This window comes from Ruegeria halocynthiae (genome assembly GCF_000743705.1).
Lineage (GTDB): Bacteria > Pseudomonadota > Alphaproteobacteria > Rhodobacterales > Rhodobacteraceae > Ruegeria > Ruegeria halocynthiae_B.
In genome coordinates this window covers 24,720-39,340 of the sequence record NZ_JQEZ01000002.1, presented here as the reverse complement: position 1 = coordinate 39,340, position 14,621 = coordinate 24,720, and the positions used below count along the sequence as shown (strand labels likewise).

Here is a 14,621-nt window from a genome sequence, read left to right as displayed (position 1 = left end):
GAGATCGTCGCATGCTAAGCAGCGGAGTACCGGGCAAAAGTCCGTTCTCATTTGACATATGTACAACAGGCATCCTCGGAGGATTGGTTAGTCGCTGGATTTCACCCTTCAGTTGAAAATAGGGTGCCGTATAGTATCAGCGATCAGGTGTTAATTTTGCAGCGCATTTTTCAACTCGTCCAATATGTTGCGCCTATTGTAGGGCTTGTAGGCATAACAATGATGATCTTCGGTATTCAAGGAACACCGCGGAACTGGACGCTGGTCCAGCAAAGCCTACCGCTCGTGATTTTGGCGCTTGTTTTCCGGCCACGACGCGGTCATCCGATGTACGACCTGATGGGCATGCAGGGCAGTACTCGAAGGCCCGCGAGGCGGTCTGAGGACACTCCTGAAGCCAAAGAGGCTAAAACATTTCTCGCCGGTGTCATAGAACAAAATCTGGCCGTTCTGGCGCACGAGCCGGGCGATTTGGCGCACCATGCCGCGCCCGCGAAATTAGTTCCGTTGCTGCCCGGAGCCAAAGAGCGAAGCCGCAGTTGGATTGGGGGTGCCCCAATGCTGCCTGAAGATATGGAATGGCCGCAGGTCAATGGCCTCCCGATGCTGTTTGTTGCTCAAATCGCACTTGATGAACTGCCTGAGGGTATCTGGGGCGGTTTGGGGCCACGCGATGGCTGGCTGGCTTTTTTCATGCCGTCAGAAGGGCGTGTCGACGATGACTCCCGCGTCTTTCACCTGACCGGCTCTCTCGCGTCGCGTGACTGGCCGGACGTGCCCCACTCTTTCTACTTCGGTACCAGTGGTGACAAAGCGCGGGAGGCGCTGGCAGCAATGGGCTTCCCTGTTGCGCCACATCCTCCGCGCTTTCCGGTGGCCATCCGGCGCCACGAGGGGTCGACGGAGACAAGACGCTCGGTCAAGTCCGATGACAACCAGCGCTTTGCCATTCAGGAAGATTATGATCCTCGATCTTTGATGTATCGCCCGTTCGATATCATCAGCGCCCGTGGCTTTGTTGCCAGCCTGCTGTCAGGTCAACATCAGGCGTTGAGAAGTTTGGGCCGGCGCACCGAGCGCTCAGAACGCAATCTGCAAAAGAGTGAAAACGCAGAGGACCAGGCGAAAATGCGGTTGAGCCTTACGAACGATCAGCAGGAATGTGCAACGCGCGATGCGGCCGTCTCCGCGCTGGAGGACGTCTACAACAGGCTTTTGGCAAGACCGGACGGTGCACTGGACACTGGCGCGACGGACGCTTTGATTGCCGAACTCGACGAGATTAAAGTTCGCCAGCTCAAAAGAACCGACAGCGGGATCGAATGGAAGTCTCACTCCGTGATTGATGAATTTTGGGCGCGCCCTGTCAGCAGAGATGTCTTCGAGATGCAGCTGCAGGAGGCCATGCGTATGCACCCTGATCGAATATCCGACGCAACACGCGCGCGCTATGAAAGGCTCTGGCGTTTTGACCAAGAACACCAGTACGCCACGATGGGAGGCCCGGTGCATAACGGCTTTATCTACTCGCGCGCTCGCAATCCTGCTTTTCTTCTGGAGGTCTCGTCAAGTGACCTTGTGGGCTGGATGTTTGGCGATGTCGCAAGCTTTGGTATGTTCATTGACCCAAAAGACATGAAGGCTGGCCGCTGGGATAAAGCCTGGGGTGATATTCTCAACTGAGAACAGCCAGGTGAAGTTTGCCTGTGTAGTGTTACATTGATCGGGTTTCAAAAAACTTGCTGTTGTTAGTCGCTCAGCGCTCGTCAAAATCAATTCGTCGCGATTGTCGGAGCCAATGCGGAATTTCCCCATACGACTTCTCTTGACCGTTGAGGGCGGCCCTAAAAGAGACATTCACTTGTCCATTCGAGCGCTGCGGTGCGGCCCGTCAGAGCCGACTTTCGCTGCAAGCGCAAAATCAGGAACGCGACGAACTGGGAGTCCGCGGACTTTGCCGCCTTTTGCAGTCGCAGCTGTTGCTCGCGCAGCATCCGCCCGCACCTGCGGCGCGTATGTTGCTGCAACGCAGCCTGGGTCGTCGAACCGTTCATTGAACTTGCTACACTTCTGCCAAATTCAATCCGAGCATTCGCCGCATGGTGCCGGAACCATCGAAGCGCGCATCAAGGCCGACAATGTGCTCATGCCGCAAAAATTGTGCCAACCGCTTTGTTCGCGAAGAGTAAACGTATTGCGTTGCAGCGGGCCTCGCGAAAGCGGCCATTCAAACGGCTATGGCACGGGCATTCCCAAACCGAAATTTCGCTGTCTACCCGTCCCTGCCAGCCGGCTAAATCAATGCCAGAGCTGCGGCGCGGCGGAGAGCTTGGTTGTCAGTCGAAACCTGCAATAGTTTGCGCACCCTTGCCATATGGGTAGCTATGGACGTGTAGCTCTGCATCCCAAGCTCCTCTAACATTTCGGCCTTGCGGTTGCCTTTGGCCAAAACGCGCAGGACGCGCAGATTTTGCTCGGTTAGCCCGGTTTTGTCGATGATGGAATCACCCCAGGATACTGCAGTATCAAACTGGCGGCAAAGTTCCGTGAGAAACAGCTCGTGACGCGCGAAATATTGGTCGTGCTGCCGATCCTCCAATGTTTTGGAGTGGAGTGCTATTCCTGTCGGCACCGCAACTTGACCAACGCGAAAACAGAAGCCTGACTTAAAGAATTCATTCGATTGCAGTGCCGCAGACAGTTCCGGCCCGTGCAACTGCCGGTCACGCGCCATCCGATAGGTTTGGCTTTTGAGCAAAACACTGTGCCCAGAAAACACATGTCGCAGACCACTGTCATAGGCCTGATACCCGCAGCGATGGTAAATTTCCAACCACTCCTGAGGAATGCCATCTTGCAGATAGTGCAGGCCATCGACCTGATCATTTTCGTTCAGGACACAGCCATAGCTGAGGGCAGTGTACTGGTGTTCATCCCGTAGGTACTGCGCGAAGAGTGCGATCTTATCCTGCAAATTTGGCAGATCGCGAATGCGCGCCATCAAAAGTACTTCTTCCGTCATGCCTCAGATGCCGTTGCCTCAACGCTGAACCCGTACCGGCATATGTGAATCTTCACACATGGACCAGAAGAAGTCACCTACGCTATTCTGTCAGGGTCTGAAGAATATTCAGGAAAACGCGTAACTCAAGGAAAAACCGCAGAATTTCTGCGGGCGAAGAGGCTTTGCCTTTTCACAGCTCTATCGGTCAACAAAACTTCATGAACACGACAACGAACATGCCTCAGACAGGCAAAGACGATACTCCGAAAGATGTGCCTCCCACAAAGGCAGAGACCGAGGCAGGCACAGAAGTCGACTATTCCGTATCACCCGGGCTTGCGGCACGGTTGAACGGGTTGGGTCTGTCGTTGGCATTCTCTTCGTATCAGTCGGGGCTTTTGTACCTGATTGGTGTCAAACCGGATGCCGGGATCAACATTCATCAGATGGCGTTCCCGCGCCCCATGGGACTGCACCGGCACGGGCCGCATGGGTTGTCGCTGTCTGCCGATGACCAAATCCTGCACCTGCAGAACGTGCTGGAGCCGCACGAGCGGATGAACGGTCTGTTTGACGCCGGTTTCATGCCACGGCAAAGCGAGTTTACTGGGCGGCTGGACCTGCACGATCTGGGTATCGATGCGGATGGGCGGTCGATATTCGTCAACACCCGCTACAACTGCCTGGCCACCCCCGACCCGCGCCACAGTTTTCGTGAGGTCTGGCGCCCGCCGTTCATCTCGGCGCTGGTGGATGAGGACCGCTGCCATCTGAACGGGCTGGCGATGCAGGACGGGCGACCGCGCTACGTCACCGCCGTCAGCCGGTCGGATACGATCGACGGCTGGCGCGACCGGCGTGCTGATGGCGGCATCGTCATTGATGTCGAGACCGACGAAGTCGTCTGCGAAGGCCTGTCGATGCCCCATTCCCCGCGCCTGCATGACGGGCGGTTGTGGGTGCTGAATTCGGGCCGCGGGGAACTGGGCGAGGTGGAATTCAGCAGTGACGGCAAGGGCCGCTTTGTGCCGCGCGTCTTTTGTCCGGGCTTTGCACGCGGGCTGGCGCTGCATGGCCGGTTCGCCTTCGTTGGCCTGTCCAAGCCGCGCTATGAGCGGTTCGAGGGGCTGGAACTGGACGCAAGACTGGCGGAAACCTACAGCTCCCCGTGGTGCGGCATCCAGATCATCGATCTTGAGACCGGCACCTGCGTCGACTGGCTGCGGATCGATGGCGCGGTGGCAGAGCTTTATGACCTTGAGTTGTTACCCGGCCATCTGTGCCCGCTGGCCATCGCCCCCGGCACGTCCGAGGCGGCGACACTGATCACAGTGCCCCGGTCGGCGTGACCCCCAACCGGCAAAACCTAACCCTCCAAACAATTAAAATTAGGGACGGAATTTATGAAAATGATCAATAGTGGACCGATCCGACCGCACTATGAAACCGCGCTGCTGCGTGGGGGCCGGATGACAAAGCACAAGGGGCAGGCCGCCAGTTTTGCACCAGCGCTCGGTCGGGTGCTGTCCGGCGTGTCCGCCGCGGCAATTGGCGCAGCCCTGACCTTTGGCGGTGGTACGGCGCAGGCGGGTAGCTGTACCACCTCGGACGGGACCAACTTTGTGTGTTCGGGTGCGGCTGCTCCGGGAATGGACACCACGGTTGGCGGAACTGTCCCTCCGGGTGGCGGTTCGATTAACGCCACCACCACGTCAGAGTTCGGCTTGGATGTATCCTCTGGCAATGCCGTTGAAGTAACGGCTGACAGCATTACGATCACGGACACGAACAATTCGACAATCAGGTCAGTAACTGGGAATGGGGTTTTGACGGTCAGTACAGCCGGGACAACGATTACAACAAATGGCGCGGTCATCGGCCGAGACGGTGTCTGGGCGCGTAACAACGGGGCGGGTGCGCTAGCAATCAATGTAAACAACGTCACCGGGACTAGCAATTACGGTATCTATGCAGACGGCAACGGCAACACTACGTCCGTTTCAATCACGGCGTCCGGAACAGTTACCGGTCAAGGGGATGGCATCGACGCCCATCAGGGAGGCCCCGGATCGATGACGATCATGGTAAACGATGTTGTTGGCTATGGTTCCGTCGGCATTGATGCGGACAGCTACAATTCTAACAGTACCACCATGTCGATCACGACGTCGGGTACAGTCGCGGGGAGTAGCCGTGGTATTGACGCAAGGCATCTGGGTAGGGGCGCATTGACGATCACCGCCAACAATGTTCAAGGGACAAGTTCCAGCTCAACCGGCATTCTTGCCAGGACCGTCGGCGGTGCTGACATTGCGGTCACTACGACTGGTACAATTGCCGGTGGCCGGACAGGTATTGAAACCAGTAAATTTGCCGGTGCGGGCCCGGCAACGATTACCGTGTCCGGCACCGTACAGGGAGGGAGCGGCTATGGAATCTATACTCAATCCCAGACTGGCGGGATGACGGAGATCAAGTTGCAGGACGGCGCATCCGTTTCAGCGACCTCGGGCGAAGCAATTTCAAACAACGCTGGTGACAGTCGGGTGACGCTGATGACCGGGTCGTCCGTTGCGGGTGCTGTCCGTTTGAACGACGGCAAGGACGCGCTGACGGTGGAAGGCGGTGCCGATATCAGCGCCGCAACCCTGTTTGATGGCGGCACTGGCACCGAAGATGCCCTGACTTTCTCGGGCTTCACCGGCACATTCAACAACAGCCTGTTCACGAACTTTGAAACCCTGACCGCCAGTGACGGCGGCAATCTGACCCTGAACAGTGCTGCCGCCACGGGGTTCAACTCGGTGCTGATCGACAGCGGCGCGGCCATAACCGCGCAAAATGCCGATTTCACCTTTGACGGTGACTTGCAGGTGAATGCAACCGGTCAGTTTCTGGCTGGTGCCGCCGGGCTGGGCAATGTTACCCTAAGCCAGAGCGTTCTGAATAATGGCCTGATCTCGACCGCAGACGGAGCGACCGGCGACCGGCTGACCTTTGGTGCTGACCTGTCGGGCAGTGGCACCATCGGGCTGGACGTCAACCTGACCGACGGCACCAATGATCAGGTCTTCGTGACCGGCGACAGCGCCGGGGCCAGCCAGGGCCTGCAGGTGACCAAAGCCGGCAGCACGGTGGATACCGCACAGACCTTCACGCTGGTCACCGTCTCGGGGTCCAGCACCGCAAGCGATTTCCAGCTGGTCAATGCCGATTTCGTCACCAATGACGGTGCGCAGGCGATCAGTGACGGCGATATCGCTTATTTGTTGGAATACGATGCGGACGAGGGCGAATTTTTCCTGTCACCGTTCGACAACCCCAAGCCAGATGTCGGCGGCACTGGCGGTACGGTTAACCGCAACCCGGGCGGCGCCTTCCTTGCGGCAGGCGTGCAGCAATTCAGTGACCAGTTGACCTTTGGCTCGGCGCTGGGTCGGATCATGGGCGCAACACAGCGCGGTTCGTCCGAGGCCAATACCGTCAGCCGGGCCTTGAACGAGCTGACCTCCACAACGCGGCCTATTGTCTGGGTGCAGGCGGAAGGTCAGCGCGATAGCTACACCGTCGATGACCGCGACGTTGAAACCAACAGCGGCGGTTTGCGCTTTGGTGCCGGTTTACCACTGGCCGAGATTGCCGGTGGTAAATTGATCGGCGGGCTTGAGTTCGGGATCAGCAGCCTGTCCACCGATGTGAAGACTTCGCTGACCAGTGCTGACATCAGCACCGATGCCTATGACGCCACGCTCAGCGCGCTGTGGATCGCGAACAGTCAGCTTTATGTCGACGGGCAGCTTCGCTACGCGTACTTCGACAGCACAACCCGCCCCAATGGCGGGAACGCGGTGGATACCAACAGCGATGGGTACGGGCTGTCCGTTGAGGTTGGCAAACCGTTCATCTTGCAAAACGGTCTGACATTGGTGCCTCATGCGCAGCTGATGTACAGCGATATTAACACTGATGATGTCACCGACCTTGCGGGAGGCGGACAAACCGGTTCTCTGGTGGACGGGAATACTCTGACAGCCCGTCTGGGTTTGCGCGCCGAGCATGAGTTCACCGGCAATTCCGTTCTGTTCGGTCAGGTCGACTATTACCACGCCTTCGACAACAATACCGCCGTGGCGTTTGGCCAGAGTACTGTTCTGACCGAGCGCGGCAGAAACACCGCCGGCCTGACGCTGGGCGGGCATGTGGCGCTTTCAGGCAGAACCACCCTCTATGGTGAGGTCAGCGGCGAGACCGGCCTGGGCAGCGGTTCAGGCGACTATACCTTTGGCGGAAACATCGGCCTCGAATTCCGTTTCTAAGGCCAGAAACAGAAGGTCAGCCTGGTCTCATAGGGCAGGTTGGCATTCTTAAGTGCATTGCAGAGAACAAACCCCTATCCGCACAATTGGTTTAAACCAGGGTCCGCATCCAGTTTTTGGCATGATTGAATAACTGGAACCGGGAAATTTACTGCGCTGTCGGATTTGTATCGCTGAAGTTGCGAGCATCGTTTCTGCCTTTCCCCACGTGCATTCGCCACAGCGGCGTCGGTCCGGCTGTTGAGCGATCCGTGAATGATGCGTGCAATCTTGCTGCGCCATATACAAATGGCCGGATTTGTCGCTGCCTAGCAGCGCCGGATTTTGAGCTTGTGCAGCATTATTCTTGCTGCGTGCGCTTGCAGCGAAAAAGTTGAAGGTGCAGGAGCCACCCACAGACGTCATTGCCGCGTAACTTGGGCGCTGCAGGTGCATTCGGCAGCTTTGGTCGGAATGCAGGAATTCGACTTCTAAGCGATGAACGTGAATTTCTCGAACAAACCGACCCAAAATTGATCGTCCACTAGCGTCTGCTGGCGTAGAAATCGACTATTGTCGGGTTCTCTCCATGAACAGTGCCTCTTGATCTCCATAACGACCTAAAATTTCATTCTCGAAACCGACTTTTTTTGCGACGTTAATGGAAGCTGAATAAGTCGGGTCGAACATCGCCGCAGTATGCGTGCAAGAGAGCGCCTTGTCAGCCCAATGCATCATCGCTGTAACGGCTTCGGTTGCATAGCCTTTGCCATGTGCGCAAGCTTTGAGCACCCACCCGGCTTCTGGCCTTCCGTCCAAAGTTGGTTCCGTATCACGATGGTAGTCCGCAAGGCCAACCTCGCCCAGGAAGTCACCGTCGGCTTTGGATTGAACAACCCAGTACCCAAAGCCCAGCCGCCGCTCAGATCGGATGCCTAAAACGTAACCGACAACCAGCATCCGAATAATCAGTTCCGGGTCAATCGATGGGCGACCAAGGTGACTGTAATGCGGTGCAAGCTGATGACGGATCATGCTGATATCGAGAAACCGATCGATCTCCCGCAAAATATGGTTGGCAGGGACATGTGCCTCTAGATCAAAGTCGTAAAACAACCGTGCCGGAGCATCTTGAACACCCATCATCGTCAAATCCCTCCTCATCCTACAATAACGAGTGAATCAAATGACTTGTTCCAAAGCAACAGAGACTTCTTCAACAAAATAAGCCCAATCTGTTGAAAAGCAATGTGTTGCTGGCGCGGAAACTCAGCGTTTGATCCAAGTAAGCTTACAGGCCCTCCAATCCCTCGGACGCCGAACCAAACAGCTGGTCTTTCAAATCAACTCAGTTGCCAGTAAATGCCCATCATGGATATCGGTTTCGCCGCCTCGGGCACACATCTTCTGATCGATCACTACGGCAGCGATGCGCTGACCGACCCAGCAAAGATCGAACACGCTTTGAGAGGCGCAGCACGGGCCGCCGGGGCGACCATCCTGTCCGGTAGTTTCCACAAATTCGGCGGGCATGGCGGCGTAACCGGAGTGCTGTTGCTGGCCGAGTCCCATATCTCGATCCATTCCTGGCCCGAGACGGGATATGCCGCCATCGATATCTTCATGTGTGGCAGCGCGTGCCCGGACAAGGCCGCCTCCTACCTGAGGGATCAGCTGCGCCCAACCCGCATTGCGATCAAACGCATTGACCGCGGATCAGCGGAACCAGTAGTCCCAGCCGTCCAGGTAGTATCCGAGCAAGGCATGTGATTGCAGCGTGTTGGGCCGGGCCGCGATCCGGTCGGTATCCATGCCAAAGACCTGCGAAGCGCGCCAGACATCGTCGTCGAGAAACCTCAGCCCCTCCGGCAACTGGATGTCCCGATCCGAGAGCGGTTCAAATGACGCCAGAACGAACCCCCATTCACCAAAACTGGGCACATAGCTATGATAGGGAACCGTGTGCATCCCCTGCCCCGGCTGCTGCGGATTGCGACTGGCTTCAATCGTTTCGACCACCGACCAGAATGCCTGACGGGCAAAAAACGGTGATCCGGCCTGTGTCACAAACACCCCCTGCCCGCTCAGCCGTTCGACAAGCAACCCGTAGAATTGTCTTGTATAGAGCCGTGACAGCGCGATGGATTTTGGGTCCGGCAGGTCGATGATGACAACGTCATAGCTGCGCGTATCGCGTTCCAGAAATTTCCAGGCGTCGTCGTTGACAACCGTCATACGCGGATCGCGCAGCGCCCCGTCGTTCAGCCCGGACAATTCAGGATGGTCCCGGAAAATCCCGGTCACACGCGGGTCGAGATCCACCAACGTCACGGTTTTAACCTGCGGGTATCGCAGCACTTCACGCACGGCCATGCCGTCGCCGCCGCCCAGCACAAGGACATCCGCACGACGGGGGGCCATTGCCATGGCGGGATGTACCAGAGGTTCATGATAGCGATGTTCGTCCAGTGAATCGAACTGAATGGAGTGATCCAGAAACAGGCGCACCCGGTCGCGGTACCGGGTAATGGTGATCTGCTGGTAAGGCGTGGCCTCGGACAGGATAACATCGTCCTCAAACAGCTCTGCCTCGGTCACGGACACCAGCCGTTCGGACTGCCACAGCGCCACCATGGTTGCGACAAACGCAATCGCCCAGACCCCAACCTGCGTGCGCGTGGCCCGATCGCGAAACACCAGCAACGACAGCCCGGCCACCGCAAGGTTCAGCCCACCAAAGGCTAGGCTGGCGGACATCAGCCCCAGATGCGGGATCACCAGCAGCGGAAACGCCAGCGAGGCGACCAGTGCGCCGACATAATCAACGCTCAGCACGTTTTCAAAACGGAACTTCAGCGCGCCGATCTCTTCCAGAACCCGCGCGATCAGCGGGATTTCCATGCCGGACAAGATGCCGATAGCGATCAGCGCGGAATAAAGCGGCAGTGCCACCTGCCCCATCCAAGCGTAGTTCAGAAACAGAACCGGCGCCATGAAGCCGCCCACGATGCCCAGAAGGATCTGTGCCCAGACAAAACCCGGGAAGGCATTCGTAACGAAACGGGACAACCAGGCCCCTACCCCCATCGCTGCCAGAAATATGCCGATCACCAATGAGAACTGGCGCACGGAATCCCCCAGCAGGTAGCTGGACAGGGTCGCTGCGATCAGCTCGTAGATCAGCCCGGCCACGGCCACCAGAAAGGTCGCCGCCAGCAACCACGCGGCGCGTGCCTCGACCGCGCGGATGGTGGTCATGACAGGATGACAGCCGCGATGATGATCGACACCGCCACAAACAGCAGCCCTATCAGGATCGCCAGCGCAACATTCTGATCCTTTTCGATCTCGCGCACGATTGAAAACGGCGTCATCCAGTCGATCACCTTCCAGACGCACCACATCAGAAAGACGCCCAGAACCGTATAGAAGATCGTGCTTATGATCTCCGCAATCTGAATTGCTGCTATGTAATCCATTGATTCCTCACTATTTTACGCGATTTGCTCGATAATACCCGCCGCCGCCACTGCCGACGCGCACCGATGTGTCCAAGTCCCGGCTTTCGCCGCCATAGCCTTGCCACGCGACATAGCCCGTGGCAGCAACTGCGGTGGTCGAAAGGATCAGGAAGACGATTCTGAACAGGTTCATATCAATCCTCGTCTACCCAATCCGTCCCTGACCAGCGCGCGCGCTGATGCAGCCATTGACGCCCTGCATGGAACAGGAACAAGAGCCCAAACAGCCCGCCGAGCCCAAACAACCACAACCCGCTGGACAGCCCGGTTTGGGCATTGATTCTAATCTGATTAAACGGCTTGTTCGGCACGCGCCCAACGCCGCGGCCCTGCCAAAGACCCTGCTCAGGCACGTCCAACGCGAGCGTATAAGTGCCGGTTTTTTCCGGGCGAAATGACAGGTCGGCAAATCTGGACCCTTCACGCCAGTTCCCATCCGCATCACGGCCCGAATAGAACTCGATTGTACGTCCGGCCTCGAACACGGGCTGACCTTCTGGGTCAATCAGCTCAATGTCCAAATATATCCAACTGTTCTCTACATCACTCTGGAATGAAATTTGGGTAAGCTTGCTGTCCGCCTTCAGCGGGATTTCAATTTCTGCAGGAAGCCGGGCCGCGCTGATCTGATGGTTCATCAAGACCGGCTGCCCAGATCGCGAGGTAAACGCCATCGCCATAACCAGACACAGCACGCAAAAGACCAGGGATGCAAACACCAGGAAGTCATAGTTACGCCCCTTAATAAAAGGTTGCAGCGGATGCGTGCGATAAGGTTTCAGGTCCAGCGAGACACCAAAGGCCGCCTCAGCATCCGCTTTGGGCACATACACCGACCGATAGGTTTCTCGTTCAGATCCAGTTTGTGAAAACCCAAGCATCGCGCCGTTTGACATCGCTGATATTGTGACTGTCTTTTCGCCCAGTGTCGGACGCCAGGTAAACTCTCCCTCGACATAAGTGACCGCGCTGGTCGTCGTTTCATAGTACCGATAGGCTTCGCCCCCAGACGTAGTGGTCGGAGGATGTTCCGATGTCTCGACCCGTCGTTCCGATATCCATCCCGGCCCGCGATATCGCCGCGAGAACACCAGATGCCCGTTTTCCAAGGTCAGCCACGCATAGCCATGAGTTGGCGAAAACAGCTGATGGTCAATCCATTTATAAACCCGTCCGCGCCACCGTTCGGTATGTTCGACAAGGCCAATGATGGTGAACTCTGCCCCAAACAGAGTGCCCTGCATACCAATCGCCAAGGGGGATTTCGGTCGCTCCAGCCCATCGAATTGGCGCAGGGTCCTGTAATTGTCCAAGGCGTCCAGCTCGGCGCCGCAATAGGGGCAGATCTGCACCACCACACGGCCACCGCCCAGAACATCCAGCCCGGCACCGCATGAGGTGCAGTTGATCGACAACAGTTCGGGGTTTCTGGTCATTGCGCCTGGTCAACCTTCACATGGAACGGGTCGTACCACTGGCCATAAAACCAAAGCGCGTTTCCGTCCCAGAACTCTCCGGACAGCAGGTATTCATCCCTAGCTGAGGCGCTCACGAACTCATGCCGCTCACCAACCTGCACCATCTCGTCGAACTGGCCGCGCAGGGCCAAGCATTCGGCTGTTTCCACCTCGATTACGGTGAACCTGGCCGAGTCGAACTCCAGCGTTTCACCGAGTTTGAGCGGGGGCGCAAAGCGGGGGGCATTCTGGTCCGTTAACCGGACCTGCCGGACGATGTCGCCTTCATCGACCGAAATCCAGCACGTGGCCCCTGCCCCGTCGATCCCGCAAAATTCATCCCAGAAGCCGCGGCCATAAGAATACCGCGCATGTCCCAGAATTCGGGTCGAAGTCTGACCTAGCACCACCTGATCGCCAATCCCGAACAACAGCGGTGCGCCATGCATGACGCCCTGTTCTCCCGCCAGTGTGACATGCGCGTCATTGATCATCAGAGTCGTACCGCAAGACGGGCAGGCCAAAACCTTGACCACCTTCAATAAAATCGGACAGTCCGTGCCGCAATTTGGGCAGTTCAAATTCTCCATGCTTTCAAGTCGCCCACTGGTGCAAAAAGTTCAAGCTGCGATTGTGCCGAAATCCAGTCGGTTGACAGATGTCAACTTCATCGCCGCCATATCGTGCAGGACTGAAACCGACTCAGGCAAGCTGCGGTCGCACGGCTGGATCAGAGTTGACAGTTGTCAACTCAAGCCGCCGCCCGGCCGGATCCGTTCAGCAAGGCCATGACCATAGGTCCAGGCGAAAACGCCCCCAGAGCTGCTTTACCCGCAAGCGCCCGCAAATAGCCGCCGGGGCTGTTGATGTCACCGAACGGTTGCAGGATGCAGGCGACCGTAACAGCAGCGGTTTCTGGGCCCATCAATTCCTGCGCTTCATGCCAGGCAGGGGGACTGATCCCCATCATTCCGCGCACATAGCTGGCGGCCACCACCAGATCGCGCCACTCACGCGGATCACGCTCGCAGTAGGGCAGGATGTCGGGACAAGCCTTGAGGATCAGCGCCAATGGCACCCGTGGCAAGGGGCGGTCCGGGTCAGGTTCTGCGTTGCCGTTGGTTTCGCCCTTGTCCCTTTCTGGGCAAAGTTCAGATTCAGGAGTATCTGGTTTTGAATTCTGATACTGCCGCTCAGTTTCGCTGTCATTGCCGATCAATTCTTCTGTTTTCATTGCAAGTAATGATTGGATATCCCCAAGGATATTTGCAGTTTGCGTCTCCAGATCCAGCAGGTCTTCCAGGCAAAGTTTGCGACGCATCTGCTTGTGAACGATCAGCAGTGCTGCCAACAGTGCCTCCCAGTCGCCGGGCAAGTCATTTTCCTGACCATACAGCGCCAGTTTCAACGCGTCGCGTTTGAGCAGCGAAAGCTTCTCGCGCGCGGCGACCAGACGGGCGTGATCGGCGCGGGCCTGTTGGGCGGCCTGGGTGATCTGTACGGCACCGTGCAGCAGGGGGCGCAGATCAAAGCCAAAGGCGCGGGCGATCTCGCCATCCGCGTCGCGACGGGCATAGCGTTTGCCATTGGGGCTGTCATGGCGGGCAATCAGCCCCGCGCGCACCAGTGCGGCCAGATGCCGGCGCAGCGTGCTCTCGGCCATGCCATGGGCACGTTCGGACAGCGCCGCGTTCGAGGGGAACACGATCAAACTGTCATTATCCGACAGCGCCGCGTTGGGATGGAATGAGACCAGCGCATTCAGCACTGCAAGATCCCGGTCCGTCACCTCAAAGGTGTGGCGGGCAGTGCACAGATCACGCAGCAGCTCCCATTTGTCGATATGTGAGATCTCAGGCGCAGTCTGCAGCGTCATTGCCTGTTCGATCAGACCAGCCGTCACCGGCCGCCGCCCAAAGGGGGGTAGATTCCGGTAGATGGGATGGTTGCCGCCCTCCCCAGACGGCATCGCACTGTGCCAAGCCGGTCTCCATCGCAGATACCGGCTTGAATCACGATCGGCGGGCGCAGTGAATCACTTTTTGTCAACACGACCTAGTAACTATCAGGTCCTCTTTGTGGATCGGATCGGTAGACCCCGTAGCTCTGCCATAACAATCCGGTATCACCCCCTAGAGGCATTCGACATCAGGAAAGCCGCCACCAGAGTTGTTTAAAATTCGTGCATCAGCATCCATTCGTTAGCCGGAAATTAATGCGACAACACCAGCAAGAACTTTCACAACAGTTGCGGCGGCAAGGCTAAGCACTGGACAAACAAGGGAGCGATGCCAAGATGATGGCGCGATACGGAGAAAAATACGCCACGTTGTGTTCAAGTTCA

General features: G+C 57.3%; 12 protein-coding genes and 1 pseudogene. 4 read left to right on the top strand and 9 right to left on the bottom strand.

The window, feature by feature from the left end; all coding sequences use genetic code 11:
- The first annotated feature begins 219 nt into the window (after nt 1-219).
- Nucleotides 220-1,683 carry a DUF1963 domain-containing protein gene (locus tag JT51_RS06490; protein WP_037309745.1) on the top strand — a complete coding sequence of 488 codons (1,464 nt, stop codon included), beginning with the start codon at nt 220-222 and terminating at the stop codon, nt 1,681-1,683.
- A gap of 610 nt (nt 1,684-2,293) precedes the next feature.
- On the opposite strand, the gene JT51_RS06480 is transcribed toward JT51_RS06490, so the two are convergent.
- Nucleotides 2,294-3,022 carry a hypothetical protein gene (locus JT51_RS06480; protein WP_037309731.1) on the bottom strand — a complete coding sequence of 243 codons (729 nt, stop codon included), beginning with the start codon at nt 3,020-3,022 and terminating at the stop codon, nt 2,294-2,296.
- A gap of 200 nt (nt 3,023-3,222) precedes the next feature.
- On the opposite strand from JT51_RS06480, the gene JT51_RS06475 reads away from it, so the two are divergent.
- The gene (locus JT51_RS06475; RefSeq protein ID WP_235216128.1) at nt 3,223-4,353 is read left to right on the top strand and encodes a TIGR03032 family protein; all 1,131 of its coding nucleotides are present in this window, start codon (nt 3,223-3,225) and stop codon (nt 4,351-4,353) included.
- A 54-nt stretch (nt 4,354-4,407) separates the two neighbouring features.
- Nucleotides 4,408-7,320 carry an autotransporter outer membrane beta-barrel domain-containing protein gene (locus JT51_RS21200; RefSeq protein WP_051927444.1) on the top strand — a complete coding sequence of 971 codons (2,913 nt, stop codon included), beginning with the start codon at nt 4,408-4,410 and terminating at the stop codon, nt 7,318-7,320.
- 549 nt (nt 7,321-7,869) lie between these two features.
- On the opposite strand, the gene JT51_RS22205 is transcribed toward JT51_RS21200, so the two are convergent.
- Nucleotides 7,870-8,214 (bottom strand): GNAT family N-acetyltransferase, encoded by a 345-nt coding sequence (locus JT51_RS22205; protein ID WP_268745982.1) that lies wholly within the window; start codon nt 8,212-8,214, stop codon nt 7,870-7,872.
- A pseudogene (locus JT51_RS22200) lies at nt 8,212-8,445 on the bottom strand (transposase); the annotation flags it as partial. The pseudogene JT51_RS22200 and the gene JT51_RS22205, both read right to left, overlap by 3 nt.
- Nucleotides 8,446-8,661: 216 nt before the next feature.
- On the opposite strand from JT51_RS22200, the gene speD reads away from it, so the two are divergent.
- Nucleotides 8,662-9,069, top strand: coding sequence for an adenosylmethionine decarboxylase (speD, locus tag JT51_RS06460; RefSeq protein ID WP_200876072.1), 408 nt, complete (start codon nt 8,662-8,664; stop codon nt 9,067-9,069).
- Here the strand turns inward: speD and JT51_RS06455 are convergent.
- The 6 genes from JT51_RS06455 to repC all read right to left on the bottom strand — a co-directional run bounded on the left by JT51_RS06455 (nt 9,016) and on the right by repC (nt 14,246).
- Entirely contained in the window at nt 9,016-10,557 is a 1,542-nt protein-coding gene (locus JT51_RS06455) for a polyamine aminopropyltransferase (RefSeq protein WP_037309729.1), read from the bottom strand. The genes speD and JT51_RS06455 overlap by 54 nt on opposite strands.
- Nucleotides 10,554-10,778: a DUF350 domain-containing protein gene (locus JT51_RS06450; RefSeq protein ID WP_037309726.1), complete on the bottom strand. Its 225-nt coding sequence runs from the start codon at nt 10,776-10,778 to the stop codon at nt 10,554-10,556. Before JT51_RS06450 ends, JT51_RS06455 begins: the two co-directional genes overlap by 4 nt.
- Nucleotides 10,779-10,788: 10 nt before the next feature.
- The gene (locus tag JT51_RS22085; RefSeq protein WP_037309723.1) at nt 10,789-10,953 is read right to left on the bottom strand and encodes a hypothetical protein; all 165 of its coding nucleotides are present in this window, start codon (nt 10,951-10,953) and stop codon (nt 10,789-10,791) included.
- Nucleotide 10,954: 1 nt separating this feature from the next.
- Nucleotides 10,955-12,256: a DUF4178 domain-containing protein gene (locus JT51_RS06440; RefSeq protein WP_037309720.1), complete on the bottom strand. Its 1,302-nt coding sequence runs from the start codon at nt 12,254-12,256 to the stop codon at nt 10,955-10,957.
- Nucleotides 12,253-12,771, bottom strand: coding sequence for a DUF4178 domain-containing protein (locus tag JT51_RS06435; protein WP_235216127.1), 519 nt, complete (start codon nt 12,769-12,771; stop codon nt 12,253-12,255). Before JT51_RS06435 ends, JT51_RS06440 begins: the two co-directional genes overlap by 4 nt.
- Nucleotides 12,772-13,028: 257 nt before the next feature.
- Complete coding sequence (gene repC / locus JT51_RS06430) at nt 13,029-14,246, bottom strand: plasmid replication protein RepC (RefSeq protein ID WP_051927442.1); 1,218 nt, start codon at nt 14,244-14,246, stop codon at nt 13,029-13,031.
- Between the last annotated feature and the right edge of the window lie 375 nt (nt 14,247-14,621).